The sequence below is a fragment of the Streptomyces sp. NPDC043738 genome (assembly GCF_056436545.1).
The window spans coordinates 481811-497813 of sequence record NZ_JBWKCJ010000001.1; the positions used below are offsets into that span (position 1 = coordinate 481811).

The 16003-nt window shown below is 73.6% G+C and carries 14 protein-coding genes; 6 read left to right on the forward strand and 8 right to left on the reverse strand.

Annotated elements, in window-relative coordinates; all coding sequences use genetic code 11:
- Positions 1–110: 110 nt before the first annotated feature.
- The 3 genes from AC0680_RS02100 to AC0680_RS02110 form a co-directional block, all read right to left on the reverse strand.
- The gene (locus tag AC0680_RS02100) at positions 111–3125 is read right to left on the reverse strand and encodes a glycoside hydrolase family 2 TIM barrel-domain containing protein (protein WP_478624150.1); all 3015 of its coding nucleotides are present in this window, start codon (positions 3123–3125) and stop codon (positions 111–113) included.
- Between the two features lie 159 nt (positions 3126–3284).
- Positions 3285–4601: an SWIM zinc finger family protein gene (locus AC0680_RS02105; RefSeq protein ID WP_478624152.1), complete on the reverse strand. Its 1317-nt coding sequence runs from the start codon at positions 4599–4601 to the stop codon at positions 3285–3287.
- Positions 4598–7534 carry a DEAD/DEAH box helicase gene (locus AC0680_RS02110; RefSeq protein WP_478624154.1) on the reverse strand — a complete coding sequence of 979 codons (2937 nt, stop codon included), beginning with the start codon at positions 7532–7534 and terminating at the stop codon, positions 4598–4600. Before AC0680_RS02110 ends, AC0680_RS02105 begins: the two co-directional genes overlap by 4 nt.
- 148 nt (positions 7535–7682) lie before the next feature.
- On the opposite strand from AC0680_RS02110, the gene AC0680_RS02115 reads away from it, so the two are divergent.
- Positions 7683–7865 carry a hypothetical protein gene (locus AC0680_RS02115; protein WP_478624156.1) on the forward strand — a complete coding sequence of 61 codons (183 nt, stop codon included), beginning with the start codon at positions 7683–7685 and terminating at the stop codon, positions 7863–7865.
- Between the two features lie 46 nt (positions 7866–7911).
- On the opposite strand, the gene AC0680_RS02120 is transcribed toward AC0680_RS02115, so the two are convergent.
- Positions 7912–8694: a hypothetical protein gene (locus AC0680_RS02120; protein WP_478624158.1), complete on the reverse strand. Its 783-nt coding sequence runs from the start codon at positions 8692–8694 to the stop codon at positions 7912–7914.
- A gap of 89 nt (positions 8695–8783) precedes the next feature.
- Between AC0680_RS02120 and AC0680_RS02125 the strand changes: the two genes are divergently transcribed.
- Both AC0680_RS02125 and AC0680_RS02130 read left to right on the forward strand, forming a co-directional pair.
- Positions 8784–9131: a hypothetical protein gene (locus AC0680_RS02125; RefSeq protein ID WP_478624159.1), complete on the forward strand. Its 348-nt coding sequence runs from the start codon at positions 8784–8786 to the stop codon at positions 9129–9131.
- Between the two features lie 192 nt (positions 9132–9323).
- The gene (locus AC0680_RS02130; RefSeq protein WP_478624161.1) at positions 9324–10220 is read left to right on the forward strand and encodes an oxygenase MpaB family protein; all 897 of its coding nucleotides are present in this window, start codon (positions 9324–9326) and stop codon (positions 10218–10220) included.
- A 21-nt stretch (positions 10221–10241) separates the two neighbouring features.
- Here the strand turns inward: AC0680_RS02130 and AC0680_RS02135 are convergent, their stop codons facing one another.
- Together AC0680_RS02135 and AC0680_RS02140 are read right to left on the reverse strand one after the other, a co-directional pair.
- Complete coding sequence (locus AC0680_RS02135; RefSeq protein WP_478624162.1) at positions 10242–10853, reverse strand: class I SAM-dependent methyltransferase; 612 nt, start codon at positions 10851–10853, stop codon at positions 10242–10244.
- On the reverse strand, positions 10850–12334 hold the full coding sequence (locus tag AC0680_RS02140; protein ID WP_478624163.1) for a purine-cytosine permease family protein: 1485 nt from the start codon (positions 12332–12334) through the stop codon (positions 10850–10852). The genes AC0680_RS02135 and AC0680_RS02140 overlap by 4 nt, the downstream gene beginning before the upstream one ends.
- A gap of 255 nt (positions 12335–12589) precedes the next feature.
- On the opposite strand from AC0680_RS02140, the gene AC0680_RS02145 reads away from it, so the two are divergent.
- Positions 12590–13204: a GTP-binding protein gene (locus tag AC0680_RS02145; protein WP_384429253.1), complete on the forward strand. Its 615-nt coding sequence runs from the start codon at positions 12590–12592 to the stop codon at positions 13202–13204.
- Positions 13205–13255: 51 nt separating this feature from the next.
- On the opposite strand, the gene AC0680_RS02150 is transcribed toward AC0680_RS02145, so the two are convergent.
- Complete coding sequence (locus AC0680_RS02150) at positions 13256–13684, reverse strand: PPOX class F420-dependent oxidoreductase (RefSeq protein WP_393491550.1); 429 nt, start codon at positions 13682–13684, stop codon at positions 13256–13258.
- Between the two features lie 170 nt (positions 13685–13854).
- Between AC0680_RS02150 and AC0680_RS02155 the strand changes: the two genes are divergently transcribed.
- A complete protein-coding gene (locus tag AC0680_RS02155) occupies positions 13855–14274 on the forward strand; it encodes a roadblock/LC7 domain-containing protein (protein ID WP_478624166.1) in 420 nt (139 codons plus the stop codon).
- A gap of 67 nt (positions 14275–14341) precedes the next feature.
- Complete coding sequence (locus AC0680_RS02160) at positions 14342–15205, forward strand: DUF6397 family protein (protein WP_478624168.1); 864 nt, start codon at positions 14342–14344, stop codon at positions 15203–15205.
- Positions 15206–15394: 189 nt separating this feature from the next.
- Here the strand turns inward: AC0680_RS02160 and AC0680_RS02165 are convergent, their stop codons facing one another.
- The gene (locus AC0680_RS02165) at positions 15395–15964 is read right to left on the reverse strand and encodes a DUF3885 domain-containing protein (protein WP_478624170.1); all 570 of its coding nucleotides are present in this window, start codon (positions 15962–15964) and stop codon (positions 15395–15397) included.
- Positions 15965–16003: the final 39 nt, after the last annotated feature.

The following is a 16003-nucleotide window of genomic DNA, read 5'->3' on the forward strand; positions in this document are numbered from 1 at the left end:
ATTCCCGGCCCGGTGCGCCGGTCGTCCACTCTCCCTTCGGATCGTAGCGCCGGCCACTGACACCGCCGGCGGCCGGCGCCTCGCCCCGGCGCCCCGCGACGCGGTGACGCTCAGCGCAGCGACGAGAACACGAACGAGAACCGCGCCGGCGCCGCCTCCAGCCGGTGCCGCGGCAGCACCCCCGGCCCGCACGACTGGCTGCCGATGCCGTGCTGCGCGTGGTCGAGATGCAGCCAGAGGTCCTCACCGGGCCGCAGGTCCGTGGTGTGCCGGGCCGCGGTCAGCTCCTCGTCGGTCCACCGACGGGCGGAGAAGGAGAAGTCCGGGTCGCCCTCGATGCGCAGCCCCGAGCCGTCCGTACGGGTCAGCCGCACCCAGCGCACCCCGGGCCGCGCGCCGTTCTCCTGCGGCCGGACGTACGGCGTCTGCAGCGCGTCCACCGGCATCGCCCAGCGGCCGAGCTGCGCCGCCTGCCGGGTGTCCGGATAGCCCTCGCCGGGCCCGCCGCCGAACCACTGCGCGAACCCCAGGCTGCCGCTCACCGACATCCGCACCCCGAGCCTCGGCAGCGCAACCGGCCACTCGCCCTCGGGATCGACGGTCAACTCCAGCCGCAGCGACTCGCGGTGGGCGCTCCACCGGTAGACCGCGCGCAGCGCCAGGGGCGACCCGGCCGGCGCGACCCGGGTACGCACCACCAGGGCCTGCGGGCCGGACTCGACGGCATCGACGCGGTGCCGCATCCGGTGCAGACCGAGCCGCCGCCACTCGGTGGCCGGCCGCGGTCCCGGCTGCCAGGGCGCGGCCTCGTCGTTGTCGGTCGGCGCCCGCCAGACGTCCAGCCGGGGGCCGCGGAGCTGTACGCCGTCCAGATAGCCGAGCGCCCCCGTGGTGGCGTCGAAGGTCCCCGGACCGAGGAGGATCACATTGCCCTCACCGCGGCGCGGCCTGGCGGTGGCCGCCGGGAGAGCGGCGACGGGGCGCCCGCCGGCCGGCACCTGGCCCCAGGCGATCTCGTGCCCGGCCGGCGCCCACGCGGCGTCCTCGTCCAGCACCGCCCGCACCGTCCAGACGGCCTCCCCCTCGCCGTGCTCCCCGGCCGGCGCCTCCGGCAGCGCCACCACGGCCGACTCGCCCGGCGCCAGCGCCGGCACCTCCAGCCGCCCGTGTCCGTACACCTCGCCCTCCACCTCGTACCGCCAGAGGAAGTCGAGGTGCCCCAGGCCGGCGAAGTCGTACAGATTGGTGATCCGGACCGCGTCGGTTCGGCCGCCGCCCGTGGCCTCGTCCGCGATCCGCACCGGCTCGACGACCTTCTTGAACTCGATCAGGCCCGGTGAGGGCACCCGGTCGGGGAAGACCAGCCCGTCGCAGACGAAGTTCCCGTCGTGCAGCTCCTCGCCGAAGTCGCCGCCGTAGGCGTGGAACACCGCACCGTCCGGTGTGCGCTGCCGCAGCCCGTGATCGATCCACTCCCACACGAAACCGCCCTGGCAGCGCGGGTAGGTCTCGAACAGCCGCTGGTACTCGCTCAGTCCGCCCGGCCCGTTGCCCATCGCGTGCGCGTACTCGCAGAGCAGGAAGGGCAGTCCACGCCGCCGGGCATCGAGGTCCGGATCGGCCAGCGGCTCCTCGGCGCGCCGCCCGATGCGCTCCACCTCGGCGTGGTCGGCGTACATCCGGGAGTAGACGTCGGTGTCGGCGCAGCTGCGGTCGCCCTCGTAGTGCAGCGGGCGGGACGGGTCGCGCTCGCGCATCCAGGCGGCCATCGCGGAGAGCCCGCGGCCCGTCCCGCACTCGTTGCCCAGCGACCACAGCACGATGCTCGGGTGGTTCTTGTCCCGCTCGACCATCCGGCGGGCCCGGTCGAGCAGGGCCGGCTCCCAGCGCTCGTCGTCGACCGGGTTGTCCCGCCAGCCCTGCTGGGCGAAGCCGTGCGTCTCCAGATCGCACTCGTCGACGACCCACATGCCCAGCTCGTCGCAGAGGTCGAGGAACGTTGGGTGCGGCGGATAGTGGCTGGTGCGCACCGCGTTGATGTTGTGCCGCTTCATCAGCAGCAGATCGCGGCGCATCGTCTCCGGGCCGACGGTGCGCCCGTAAAGCGGGTGGAACTCATGGCGGTTGACGCCGCGCAGCAGGATCCGGCGGCCGTTGACCTTCAGCAGTCCGTCCTCGACCCGGACCGTACGGAACCCGATCCGCAGCGGGATCCGCTCGCCGGCGGTGACCAGCTCCCCGTCGTAGAGGTGCGGCTCCTCGGCGGTCCAGGGGCGTACCGCGACCGCCGCGCGCTGTCCGGTCGCCAGATCGAGCCCCAGCTCCGGTACGGTCACCCGCCCGCCGGGCTCGCACTCCACGCGCAGCGTGCCCTGCCCGGTGACGTGGTCGAACCCGGCGTGCACGAAGTGGTCGACGACCGAGCCCTCGGGACGGCGGTGGAGCGACACGTTCCGGAAGATGCCCGGCAGCCACCACTGGTCCTGGTCCTCCAGATAGCTGCCCGACGACCACTGGTGGACCCGCACCGCCAGCACGTTGCGGCACGGCCGCAGCAGATGCCCGACCTCGAACTCGTGCGGCAGCCGGCTGCCCTTGAAGTGCCCCAGTTCCCGCCCGTTGAGCCACACCCGGGCGCAGGACTCCACCCCGTCGAAGTGCAGCACCGCGGGCCCCTCGTCCCAGCCGTCGGGCAGATCGAAGACGTGCCGGTGGTCGCCGGTGGGGTTCTCGTCCGGCAGCCTCGGCGGATCGACCGGAAAGGGGTAGGCGGTGTTGGTGTACGCGGGCGCGCCGAATCCCTTGAGCGCCCAGGTGCCGGGCACCCGCAGCTGCTGCCACTGGGCGTCGTCGAAGTCCGGGCGGGCGAACGCGTCGTCCTCGGCGTCGGCGCGCGCCGACAGCCGGAACCGCCAGGTGCCGTGCAGCGAGAGCCGGGCGGCGTCCGATCTCGCGTACCAGGCACGCGGCGGCAGCGTGCCGCTGCCGGGCGAGCGGTCCTCGTAGTACCGGAGGCGGGGGTGCGGGCGGCCAGGGGGGTGCGGTGCGCGGTACGTGTCGTCGGCGGTCCCTTGCGGCTGTCCGTAAGCCGGCTGCTGCGGCGCGTGCTGCGAAGTACCGGTCACTGGTCCTCCTGCTGCGGGCGACTTGCCTGGCGGGGGGTGGGCTCAGCGAATCACGGCCGGGGGCACGGCGCAGCCGGATGGGGCGGATCGGGCCAGCCAGGAGCGGTGACCGCCCCTCACCCCCGGGGGCGGCCCGTGGTCGCGCCGCCCCCGGACCGCTCACTCCTGCGCCGACAGCACCGCGAGCGCGCCCGCCGGATCGTCCGTGGCCGGGCCCGCGGGCACCCACCGCCCGCCCTCCCTGCGATACGGCCACCAGCGACCGTCCCGCCCGTAGCGCAGCTGGGCCTCGCCGCCGATGACCGTCCAGCGGTTGCCGGCGGCCCGCAGCCGCGGCCGGGCCTCGCCGTCCCCCCAGCCGGCCGCGAGCCGGCCGGCGGCCCGGGCCAGCGCCGCCGGCTCCGGTGTCCACTCCTCCTCCAAGACCGCGAGTCCGGCGGCGCCGCCCAGCTCCCAGGCCCGTACGGCCAGCGCCAGACCCCCCGGATCGCGCCCCGAACCGGCCGCCAGCCGCGCCGATATCTCCTCCCCGGGCTTCCCCGCCGCCATGCGCACCGCGTCCTGGGCGGGCGTCAGAGGGGGCGGCGGCACACTGTCCGGGTGGCCGGCGCCGAGCGCGTCCGCGAGCAGCTGCCGGGCGCGCGCCGCCGTGTCCTCGATCAGCAACTCCAGTGCGGCCACCGTCACTCCGGGCGCGGGCGGGGTGCCGCCGCCGAGCGCCGGTGCGGCACCGGGAGTGTCGACCGGCGGCGGTGGCGCGGGCAGCGGCGGCAGGATGTCGCGCGCCGCGTACGCCTCGACGGCCGGCACCCCCGCACCCGGCTCCGCGGCCGGTGGGCCCTCGCCGGCGGGCACCGCCGCCCGTGACGCGCTGCGCGCCTGCAGCTCGTCGAGCAGCTCCCGCTCGCCCCGGCCGCGCAACAGCAGCAGTACGAACGGGTCCTCGTCCAGCAGCCGCGCCACCTGGTAGCACAGCGCCGCCGCATGCGCACAGTGGTCCCACGCCCCGCAGTCGCACTCCGACTCCAGGTCGCCGATGCCCGGCAGGAGTTCGATCCCGGCGGCGGCCGCGTCCTCGACCAGGACCGGCGGCATGTCCCGGTCCAGCAGCGCCGCGATATGCCCGGCCCGGTCCGCGACCAGGTCCAAGAAGCGGTCCCAGTCCGCCGCGCTCAGCTGCTGCAGCAGGACGTCGGACCGGTGGCGCGTGTGGTCGCGGTCCTGGACCAGCGCGGTGATCCGCCCCGGGCGTACCGACACCGCGCCGACCGCACCGGCCCGCGCATGCCGCCGGCCCAGTTTGACCTGCTCGCCGTCGAGCGCGGAGTCCTCCAGCGCCTTGAGCCACGCCTGCCCCCACCAACTCCGCGCGAAGGCCCGGCCGCGCGTCGCCGGCAGCGCGGCGAACGTCCGCTCGGGGGCGGCCGCCGCGGCCGCGTCCGGGTACCCCGCCGTGTCGTTCCCGGGTGTGTTCATCGCTCGCTCCCTCGCAGTGCGACCAGGTCCGCCAGCTCGGCGTCGGTGAGTTCGGTGAGCGCGGCCTCGCCGGATCCCAGGACCGCGTCCGCCAACCGCTGCTTACGGCAGAGCATTTCGGCGATCCGGTCCTCGATCGTGCCCTCCGTGACGAACCGGTGCACCTGCACCGGCTGGGTCTGCCCGATGCGGTACGCACGGTCGGTGGCCTGCGCCTCGACGGCCGGGTTCCACCAGCGGTCGAAGTGCACGACATGCGACGCCCGGGTGAGGTTCAGCCCGGTACCGGCCGCCTTCAGCGACAGCAGGAACACCGGCGCCGCACCGTCCTGGAACCGCCGTACCATCTCCTCGCGCCGGGCCACCGGTGTCCCGCCGTGCAGCAGTTGCGTGGGCACGCCCCGAGCCGCCAGATGGGCCTCCAGCAGCCGTGCCATCTGCACGTACTGCGTGAACACCAGCACACTCGCGCCCTCGGACAGGAGGGTGTCGAGCAGTTCGTCCAGCAGCTCGACCTTCCCCGACCGCCCGGAGACCGTGACGGCCGCCGCGCCGTCCCCGGGGCCGTACTCCTTCAGATACTGCGCGGGGTGGTTGCAGATCTGCTTGAGCGAGGTGAGCAGCTTGACGACCAGCCCGCGGCGGGTGAACCCGTCCGTCCCCGAGATCTCCTCGAGCCCCTCGCGCACCACCGCCTCGTACAGCCCGGCCTGCTCCCGGGTCAGCGCCACCGCACGGTCGGTCTCCGTCTTGGGCGGCAGCTCCGGCGCGATCCCCGGATCGGACTTGCGGCGGCGCAGCAGGAAGGGCCGCACCAGCCGGGCCAGCCGCTCGGCCGCCGCGCCCGCCTCCGCGGACGCCGCCACGCCGCCCTCGACGGCCCGCGCATAGCGCGTGCGGAACCGGCCGAGCGGCCCCAGGAGGCCGGGCGTCGTCCAGTCGAGGATCGCCCACAGCTCCGACAGGTTGTTCTCCACAGGGGTGCCGGTCAGCGCCACCCGGGCCTTGGCGGGCAGGGTCCGCAGCGCCTTGGCGGTCGCGGAGAAGGGATTCTTGACGTGCTGCGCCTCGTCGGCGACGACCAGCCCCCAGTCCACCTCCGCGAGCTTCGCGGCATCCAGGCGCATCGTCCCGTACGTGGTCAGGACGAACTCGCCGTCCGCCAGGGAGGCCAGGCCGCGCCGCCCGGCGTGGAAGCGGCGCACCGGTGTGCCCGGCGCGAACTTCTCGATCTCCCGCTGCCAGTTGCCCATGAGGGAGGTGGGGCAGACCACCAGGGTCGGACCGGCGGACGCACGCTCCTGCTGCCGGTGCAGATGCAGCGCGATCAGCGTGATCGTCTTGCCGAGCCCCATGTCGTCGGCGAGACAGGCGCCCAGCCCCAGCGACGTCATCCGGTGCAGCCAGCCGAGACCGCGCAGCTGGTAGTCGCGCAGGGTCGCGGTGAGCGCCGCGGGCTGCCGGACCGGGGTGCCGTCGGTGCCCTCGGGGTCGGCGAGCCGGTCGCGCAGCCGGGCGAGCCAGCCCGTGGCCCGCACCTCCACCCGGCCGCCCGCCGGGTCCTCGGCACTGCCGGTGAGCGCGGCGCCGAGCGCGTCGAGCGGGGCGACCTTGCGGTCCCGGCGGTCCCGGGCGGCCCGTACGGCCTCCGGGTCGATCAGCACCCACTGGTCGCGCAGCCGGACCAGCGGCCGTCCCGCCTCGGCGAGCCGGTCCAGCTCCGCCCTGTCGATCTCCTGGTCGCCCACCGCGAACCGCCAGCTGAACGACAGCAGCGCGTTCGCCGACAGCAGGGACGGCAGCGCCGACTCCGGCCCGTCCGGACCGGTGCCGTCCGCCGCCTCGGGCGGCCCCACCACGGCCCGGCTGGTCAGGGTGCGCGCCAGCGCCTTCGGCCAGTGGACCTGCACCCCGGCGGCGGCCAGCGCACGCGAGGCCGGCCCGAGCAGTTCGGCGACCTCCTCGTCGGCGAGCGGGAGCGCGTCGGGCACCGCCGCGGACAGCAGCGGGGTGAGCGGAGCCCAGGCGCCGGCCGCGCGGCGCAGCGTCAGCAGCGTGTCCATCCGCGCCCGGGGTCCGAACGCCTGCCCCGCGGGCGAGGCTCCCACCCACACCTCGGCGGCGTCCGCGACCAGCGCCGGATCGGTGAGGCCGTGCAGCTGCAGTACGGCGGTGAAGGAGGGGGAGGAACCCGTGTCGCCGGGGGCGTGCGAGGCGCCCTGGCCATCGGGGTCGTCCACTCCCTGGACCTCCACCCGCAGGGAGATCCGTACGCCCGCGTCATGGCCGGCGGCGACGTCCGCGGCCCAGGCGCGCTGCTCGGGGACGTGACTCGGCGCGGCCGCCGCGAAGGCCGGCGCGCCGGTGACCAGCGCCGCGGCGGGGGAGCGGGGCAGCCCGTCCGCCACCGCGTCGAGAAAGGCCCGTAGTTGCCGCTCGGGGTCGGGCAGCGCCACCGGGTCGCTGTCCGCAAGGGGGACGGCGTGTGCGTACGGCGGCATCGCGGCCGCGAGATCACGCAGCCGCCCGACGTCCCCCGGATCGAGCGGACCGGCCCGCCAGGCGTCGAACCCCGCCGGGCTCACCCCTGGCAGCAGCCGTCCGCGCGCTGCCAACTGGAGCGCCAGCACGGCCGCGGCGCCCCAGAAGGCCGCCGCCGGATGGGTGCCCCGGGCGGCCCGGGCGCGCGTGAGCACGGGCAGCGCCTCGGCGACGGGCAGCACCAGGGCCGGGACCTCGCACACCTCGACCGCACCGTCCTCGCCGGGCAGGGCGACTCCCAGCCGGTCGTGCGGTGTGTCGGCGACGGGCTCGCCGTCGGGGCGCCAGAAGGCGACCCGTCCGGCTCGTGGCGGATCCGACGGCAGAAAGACCGCCGCACAGCGGGCGAGCTCGGCGGGCCGAGCCGGGGTGACCGTGGGGAGGGAGGGCACTGGGTCCGGGACTCCTCAAGTTTGACTAATGGCGTCTGAAGCGCCCGAGGGTACAGCACGGCGGCGCCGTGCAGGGAACCTGCGGCGTGGAAACGGCGTTCAATGGAGTACACAGAGTGCGGCGGGCGCCGCGAAAGGGGCGTGAAGGATGTCCACACAGGCGAAGGTCGCGATCGGCGGCATTGCGGTGGGAGTGATCCTGCTGTGGCTGCTGCCCTTCTGGGCGGCCGTATTGGTCATGGTCGGCGTCCCGGCCGTCGCGTATCTGACCCTCGACTCCTCCCAGCGCCGCCGCCTGCGCCGGGTCGGCCGCAAGCAGCTCGGCCGCTGAGCCGACGGGCCCCCGCCGCGGACCGCGGGGGCCCGGGCGGCAGCGCTCAGACCGGCCGCGCCGCCAATTCGTCGAGCGACGCCAGCAGGCCCGGCAGTTCGGGCCCCCGGCCCACGGGGTGCACCTCGCCCGGCTCCTCGTCCAGCAGCACGAACGCGATGTCGTCGGTGCGCGCGACCATGCTCCAGCCGGGACCGTCGACCCGCAGCGTACGGGCCTCCCCGGCCGCGAACGACGACCGCACCCGGCCCGGAGGCGGCGGATCGGCCACATAGCCACGGGCCTCCTTCAGCACCCGCCGCACGCCCTCGTGGGCCTCGTCCCCCGGTGCGGCGAAGCTGACGTCGCCGTCCACCTGCTCGCGCCACGCCGCCCACTGCATCGCGATCTCGTCCGCACCGAGCCGCCGCTGGGCGGGCCCCCACTCCGCGGCGTCCGGCGGTGCGAGCGGCGCCGGATCACCCTCCTCCGGCGGGGGATCGTGCGGCTGCGGCACGCCCGGCGCCGACACGGCCAGGGCCAGCGGCCAACCGGGCAGCGCCGCGACGATGCTGCTCTCCCCGGGCGAGAGGTCGTACTCCATGCCGCAGTCCCAGGCCGCGATCGCACAGGCCACCAGCGACACGTCCTCCGTCGCCACCGTCCAGCGCGCGCCGGAGCCGTCCTGGCCGAGGACCAGCCCATAGCCCTCCGCGTACGGCTCGAGGCCGAGACCCGCGCACACCTCGGGGTAGTCGTCACCGAGCACGCTCGGGAACTGCGCGGGCGTCAGCAGCACCGCCGTCAGCACGAACAACTGGTCGTTGTCGGCGCTCTCGGTCGTGGGCACGAGGCCTCCCCATCCCGGTCCGTGGCTCAGTACGTCGGCGCACCCTAATGGGGTTGGTGGCGGCTTGTCACCAGCCCTACGCTGCGCCTATGTGTTTCTACAGCCGCCGGATGCACTTCGTGTGCCTGAGCTGCCGGACCGCGTGGAAGAAGACGCCGACCGGGCCCGGCCCCGGACACTGCCCGCAGTGCCGCGGCGAGCTGATCGACGCGGGCGCCGACCTGGCGGTCCCCAAGCGCCGGGACGTGACGGGCTGGCGCGCTCTGGAGGCGGTACTGCGCGCGGGCCTGACGTTCCACGGCGGCTGCTGCGGTACGGGCCCCGGCTACCGCCCGCGCACCCCGCGCGAGGTCCGTGAGCGGCTGGCGCTGGCCGGGCGCACCGGTATGCCGGTGCGGCGGGCGCTGGCCGTGGCGGACCCCACGGCGGTCTCCTGAGGCCCCGGAACCACGGAACCACGGAACCGGGCTCCTGAGATGTCGGAACCGGACTCCTGAGGCGACGGAACCGGGCTCCTGAGACGTCGGAATCCGGCCATGCGCCGCCGCATCTGGCGGCCGTCGCCATCCTTCAACCCCCCTGCCCACCCCTAAAATTGCCCTTTCGGCGACCGAAGGGACAGGTGCCAGGTGCGGCGCTACGACTGGCTCAAGGAGATCCGGCGGCTCGACCCGGAGCGCGACTTCCTGCGGATCTACCGCATCATCGCGACGCACGAGTTTCCCTGGGACATCACCAGGGCCCTGGAACTCGCGCTGTACCGCACCTACGCCGTGCCCAGCATCGGCCGGTTACTGGCACGGACGGCCGAACTGACGGACCGCACCCAGAAGCGCTATGACGACACCGCCCTCCTACTGGACGCCGTCCTGGAGCACGGCTTCGACGGCGAGGACGGCCGGACGGCGATCCGCCGTATCAACCAGATGCACCGCCGCTACGACATCACCAACGACGACATGCGCTATGTCCTGTGCACCTTCGTGGTGACCCCCAAGCGCTGGCTCGACGCGTACGGCTGGCGGTGCCTGACCCAGCATGAACTGCGTGCCGTCGCCGCCTACTACCGCACCCTCGGCAGCCATATGGGCATCGCCGAACTCCCGCAGACCTACGAGGACTTCGAGCGGTTCCTCGACGCCTACGAGGCGGCGCACTTCGGCTGGGACGAGGGCGCCCGACGGGTGTCGGACGCCACCTTGGACCTGATGGCGGGCTGGTACGGCCCGCTCGCCCCGGTGGTGCGCGGCGCGAGCAAGGCCCTCCTGGACGACACGCTGCTGACCGCCTTCCGCTACGACCGGCCCAAACCGGCGGTCCAGAGGGCCGTACGCGGCGCCCTGAAGCTGCGCGCCAGGGCCGTACGGCTGCTGCCGCCCCGCCGCACCCCGCACTACGCCCGCCAGAATCCCGAGATCAAGGGCTATCCGAACGGCTTCCGGGTGGCCGAACTGGGCACCTTCCCCGCCCCCCGCCGCACCGGCGGCTGCCCGGTCCCCCACGGAGAGGACCCGGCGGCGTCCTGAACCACGGCCCGGTGGCCGGGCTCAGCCCCGGCGGACCGCCAGCGCCAGATAGCGGTCGTCCTTGTCCTCGTACCGGGTCAGGTCCCAGCCGCTCCCGGCCAGGAGTGGACGCAGATTCGGCTCGGCCCGCAGGTCGTCGGGCGTGAGCGGGCGGCCCTTGCGCGCGGCGAGGGCGGCCCGCCCGATGGGGTGGAAGAGGGCGAGCCGGCCACCGGGGCATACGACCCTGGCCAGTTCGCCGAGCCCGCCGGCCGAGTCCGGCAGATGGGAGATCAGGCCGGCGGCGAAGACCGCGTCCAGGGAGGCCGCGGGCAGCGGCAGCCGGGCCGCGTCCGCGAGCAGCAGCGCCGCATGCCGGCCGCGCCCGGCACGTACGGCGGCCCGCAGCATCTCGGGGGTGAGGTCCGCGCCCAGCACCGCGCCGCGCGGGCCCACCGCCTCCCGCAGCGCGGGCAGCGCACGCCCGGTGCCGCAGCCGGCGTCCAGCACCCGGTCGCCCGCCTGCAGGCCCAGTTCCCCGACGCCCGCCGCATAGGCGGGACCGTCGTCGGGGAACTTGGCGTCCCAGCCGGCGGCGCGGGCCGCGAAGAACGCCCGGACCTCGTGCGGCCGGTCGGCGTGGTGGTCGGTCATGGTGTTCCTTCGGGCGGGGTGCGCCGGGCGGCGAGGGGTGCGGTGACGGCGTACAGGACGCCGGCGACGGCCAGCGCCACCACGACGCCGAGGTTCATGGCGCCCAGCGTGCCCTTCGCGGCGCTGTCGGTCAGCAGGAAGCCTACGGCCCGGGCGATGTGGGGGTCCGCCGAGGTGATCAGGCCCAGCCCGACGGCGGTGGCGACGATCAGCGAGAGCACCGCCGGCCAGCCCAGGGACCGTACGTTTCGCAGGTCGAAACCGGTGTGGCGACGGCGCCACTGCTCCACCAGGAAGACCGCCGTCCAGGCGGCCATCGCCACCCCGATGATCGACAGGAACGCCTGGAACGTGGCGAAGAAGCTGGGCGAGACGAACAGCACGTACCAGCCGCCGACGGCCATCAGCACACCGTCCACCAGGACCGCGAGGTGCCGGCGGACGGGGATGCCCAGCGCCAGCATCGACATGCCCGAGCTGTAGATGTCCATGATCGCACCGGAGGCGAAGCCCCCGATGGCGGTGAGCAGATACGGCACCAGGAACCAGGTCGGCAGCTCCGCCGCGAGGGCGCCCACCGGGTCGGCGGCCGCGGCCTCGGCGAGCTTGGGATCACCGGCGTTCAGCAGCACGCCGAAGACCAGCAGCACCAGGGGCGGCAGCACCCCGCCCAGCGTGGTCCACCCGGTGATCGCCCGCCCGCTGCTCGTACGCGGCAGATAACGGCTGTAGTCCGCGCCGCAGTTGACCCAGCCCAGCCCCAGGAGCGTCATCGCGAACACCACGCCGCCGACGAACGTGCCGAGGTCGCCCGAGCGGCCGTCCCCCAGGGCGGACCACTCGACGCGGTCGGCCATCAGCACCATGTACACCACGGTCAGTACGGTGATGGCCCAGGTCAGATACTTCTGCACCTTCATGATCAGTGCGTGTCCGTAGATGCCGACGACCACCACCGCGATCGCCGTCACCGCGAAGCAGACCGCCTGCGCCGCCGTGGTCGGCGTCCGCCCGTCGGCCTGGGCGAAGGTGCCGGGCGCGACCCGTGCCAGGATCACCGCGCCGCCCAGGGAGGAGAGCGCGACGAGCACGGTCTCCCATCCGACGTTGGAGACATAACTGAATAAAGTGGGCAGCTTGTTGCCCTGTAGCCCGAAGGACGCCCGGCCGATCGCCATGGTGGGCGCGCCCGTACGGGCACCGGCGACCGAGACCAGTCCGACCAGCAGGAACGAGAGCACATAGCCGAGGGCCCCGGTGGCGACCGCCTGCCAGGGGCTGAGGCCGAGGCCCATCAGGTAGATCCCGTAGGCGATGCACAGCAGCGACAGCCCGGATGCGGCCCACGGCCAGAACAGGGACCGGGGCGTGCCGTGCCGCTCGCTGTCCGGCACCGGATCGATGCCGTTGCGTTCCACGGAGCCGGCCGAGGTGTTCGCGGCGGCCGGTCCGAGCTCCTCACGTTCCTGTTGTTGCGTCATGGAGACATGATCTCCCATGGGCCACCGTCGCGGGGAACGAACGTACGACCCAACTACCATGGAAATCAGGGTCGGTGGGATTCTTGATCGAAGAAGACGACGGCTTTGGCGAACGGGCGGAAATCCCCGTCGGCGCCGGGTACGGTCCTCGCCATGGATTCGCGCGGCGCTCTGCCGCCGCCAGGCTCCCCTCGTCGAGCCATGCATCCGTATACCCCGTGACGCGCAGGACCTGCATCCTGGAGGAGACGGCCGATGAACGCCGCACTTGGGGCCCCGGACGGCGCAGCCCCGGTCCCCGACCCCGAGTTGACCCTGAAGATCTTAGTCGCGGGCGGCTTCGGCGCGGGCAAGACCACCCTGGTGGGGGCGGTGAGCGAGATCCGCCCACTGCGCACCGAGGAAGGGCTCACCGCGGCGGGCGAGGCGGTCGACGACACCGGACCGGTAGGGCGGAAGGCCACCACCACGGTGGCGATGGACTTCGGCCGCATCACCATCAGGCAGGGGCTCTCCCTGTACCTCTTCGGCACCCCGGGACAGGACCGCTTCTGGTTCCTGTGGGACGACCTGTCCGAGGGCGCACTGGGGGCCGTGGTGCTGGCCGACACCCGCCGACTGCAGGACTGCTTCCCGGCGGTCGACTACTTCGAGCGCCGCGCGATCCCCTTCCTGGTGGCCGTCAACTGCTTCGCGGAGTCGCGGTCCTACGGTGCCGACGAGGTCGCCCGCGCGCTGGACCTGGACCGCGGCACCCCCGTCGTGCTCTGCGACGCGAGGGATCGCGACTCGGGCAAGGAGGTCCTGGTCCGGCTTGTCGAGCACGCCGGGCGCCGGCACTCCGCCAGGGTGCCGGCGCCGGTGGGGTGAGCGGCGGCCCGTCAGGACGCGGACGGCGGACGGCCCGTGCCGCGGGGGTCCTCAGTCCGCGAGCGCCGCGACGGCGACCACCTTGTCGATCTTGACGCGGACCACCACCTCGCCCGGCACCCCGTTGCGGGCGCCGTACTCCTCCGCACGGTCCTCGCCCATGTAGCGGGCGGCGATCCGGGTCGCCCAGTCGCGCACCTCCGGCAGATCGTCGCTGATCTCCGCGGACCCCTGCACGACCGCGAAGGAGAACGGCGGCCGTTCGTCGTCGACACACAGCGCCACCCTGCCATCGCGGGCCAGATTGCGGCCCTTGACGGTCTCCGCACCGGTGTTGAACACCAGGTCGTCGCCGTCCAACAGGAACCACACGGGGGCGATGTGCGGACCGCCGTCGGCCCGTACGGTCGCCAGTTTGCCGGTGCGGGCGCCTTCGGAGAGGAAACGCCGCCACTCGTCCTTGCTCATCTTGTGTCCCATACCGGCATCCTCCCGGTGCCGCACGAACCCGCGCCGCGTGGCGCGCCGGACCGCAGGGCCGCTTGCCGAGACGGCGGAGGTGGGACAGGCTGGCACGGCAGGCTGCGGACGGACCGCGCGCCTGCCGTCCGGCCGGGCGCGCGGACGGGGATACGGGGAGGAAGCGGCACATGGCATTGAGCAGCGGACTCGACTGGCTGCTGGACGACCTGACCAAACGGGTGGAGAAGGTACGGCACGCGTTGGTGCTCTCCAACGACGGGCTGGTGACCGGCGCGAGCGAGGAGCTGGGGCGGGAGAACTCCGAGCATCTCGCGGCCGTCGCCTCGGGACTGCACAGCCTGGCCAAGGGCTCGGCACTCCACTTCGGCGTCGGGCGGGTACGCCAGACCATGATCGAGTTTGACGACGGAGTGTTGTTCGTGACGGCTGCGGGGGACGGCAGCTGCCTGTGCGTGCTGGCCGGCGCCGACGCCGATCTGGGCCAGATCGCCTACGAGATGGCCCTGCTGGTCAATCGCGTCGGGGAGCATCTGGGCGTCGCGGTCCGCCGGCCGGAGAGTTATCCACAGGCCGGCGGGAGAGGTTGACGCACTGTCATTGGCTGCGGCTATGGTCGTCACTGTCAGTGATCGACCGAGTTGCGGGGGAACCGACATGACAGTGATGTGCGACGGGCGGCAGACGCTCGCGATGGGGCGCGCAGCCCGCGAACTGGAGCTGAGGACCGGCGAGTTCGAGCTCGCCACCCAGCTCGGAGAAGTACGAACGATCCCGGTCGCCGGCAGCGACGGCCGGCCGGGCGGCGCCGGAGCACCCGGCCGGCGCCGGGTCCCGGCGGAGGAGGTCGCCCGGCTGCAGGCCGAGCCGGGCTTCCCCGACGCGCTCCGCGAGCGCGTCCGCACGGTCGGCACGACCGAGGCCGCGGCCCTGATGGGCATCGGCCCCGGCCGCGTCCTGCGCCTGACCCGAGCCGGCTGCTTCGGCCCCGTCCGTTTCTATGTGAACCGCTACGGCGCGGTGGTCTGGCTCTATCTCGCCTCCGAGGTCACCGACTTCGCCGACCGGGAACCAGATCTGCTGCGCGGAAGCACCCCCACCGCGATGCGGGTGATGCTCGAGAACGGACAGGACCGGCGGGCGCGCCAGTGGCGCAGCCGAAGGGTCGGCCAGCTGATGGGCCAGACCGAGGACCCGTGGGAGTCCGCAGCGGTGATCGCCGCCGTACTCCCCCCGGAAGAACTGGCCTCGGTGGCCGAGAACCCACTGGAGCGCTCCCTGCTCCGCCGACTCAGGCCCACCCTCGCGTCGGCCATCACCGCAACACCAGCGGCCCGGGAGGCCTACGAGCGCGTACTGACAGCGGACGATTTCGACGAGGTGATGTGGTACCGCATCCACCTCACCCGAGCCCTGGAACAGGCCCGCAACGACAACCCGCCCCGACCCAGGACACCCACCACCGCGCCCACCAGCACCCGCCCCGGGCCCGCCTCCCTCGCACGCGGCGCCACCGGCTGACCGACAACCGCTCTACGACCGAATCCGGGGCCGGGAGGTACTGTCGGCTGTGCATGCGGCACCACCGCTACGAACGCAAGGCGAGCAGTTCTTTGCCTCGCTGACCTCGCACCGGCGTCCATCTGTCTCCGCCGGCCGGTCGTTCGAACCGGGCTCCGCCGGGGGCGGCGGCAACAGCACTCCGGCCGGTCAGAGGCCGGCCGGGTGGCTGGAAAGCCAGTCGGCGTGACGGTCGCGCATCCCGTCCCGTTCTTCGGGAGTTGCGAGGAAGACGTCAGCGCCACCGTCATAGGGATGGTGGATGCGCTGCAGCTGGATGTCGGTGATCAGGACATCGGCCACCTGGTCGTCGGCGATGTCGCGCAGCAGATCATTGATGCAGCCGTGCTGCCAGGGCCGCCTGGAGGCGAAGAGGTGGTAGTAGGTGCGGAACTCCGGGTCGACGTCGTCCGTCACCAGCAGACTCTGCCAGTAACCGGCGTCCGCTTGATGCGGTGGGACGTCGGGATCGGTCGTCCATACCGGAGTGATCACGTACACGTCCGTACCGGCGAACAGCTCATCGAGGACGGTGTTGTAGCGGTCCAGGACGATGGCGTACTCGCTCTCGTCCTGCGCGTACCGCTGTGACTCCGGAAGGCTGTGAAAGCGCACCCAGGCGTCCCCGTAGGAGCCGCGGAGCCGGTGACCCACGGGAGGGCAGTCCGGCCACTGCTGCTGCCACAGCTCCGTCAGAGCCGGCTGCCCGATCCCAGACACCTGCAGTACCCGCCCTCTCGCCTTGCCCGTGACTGCCGA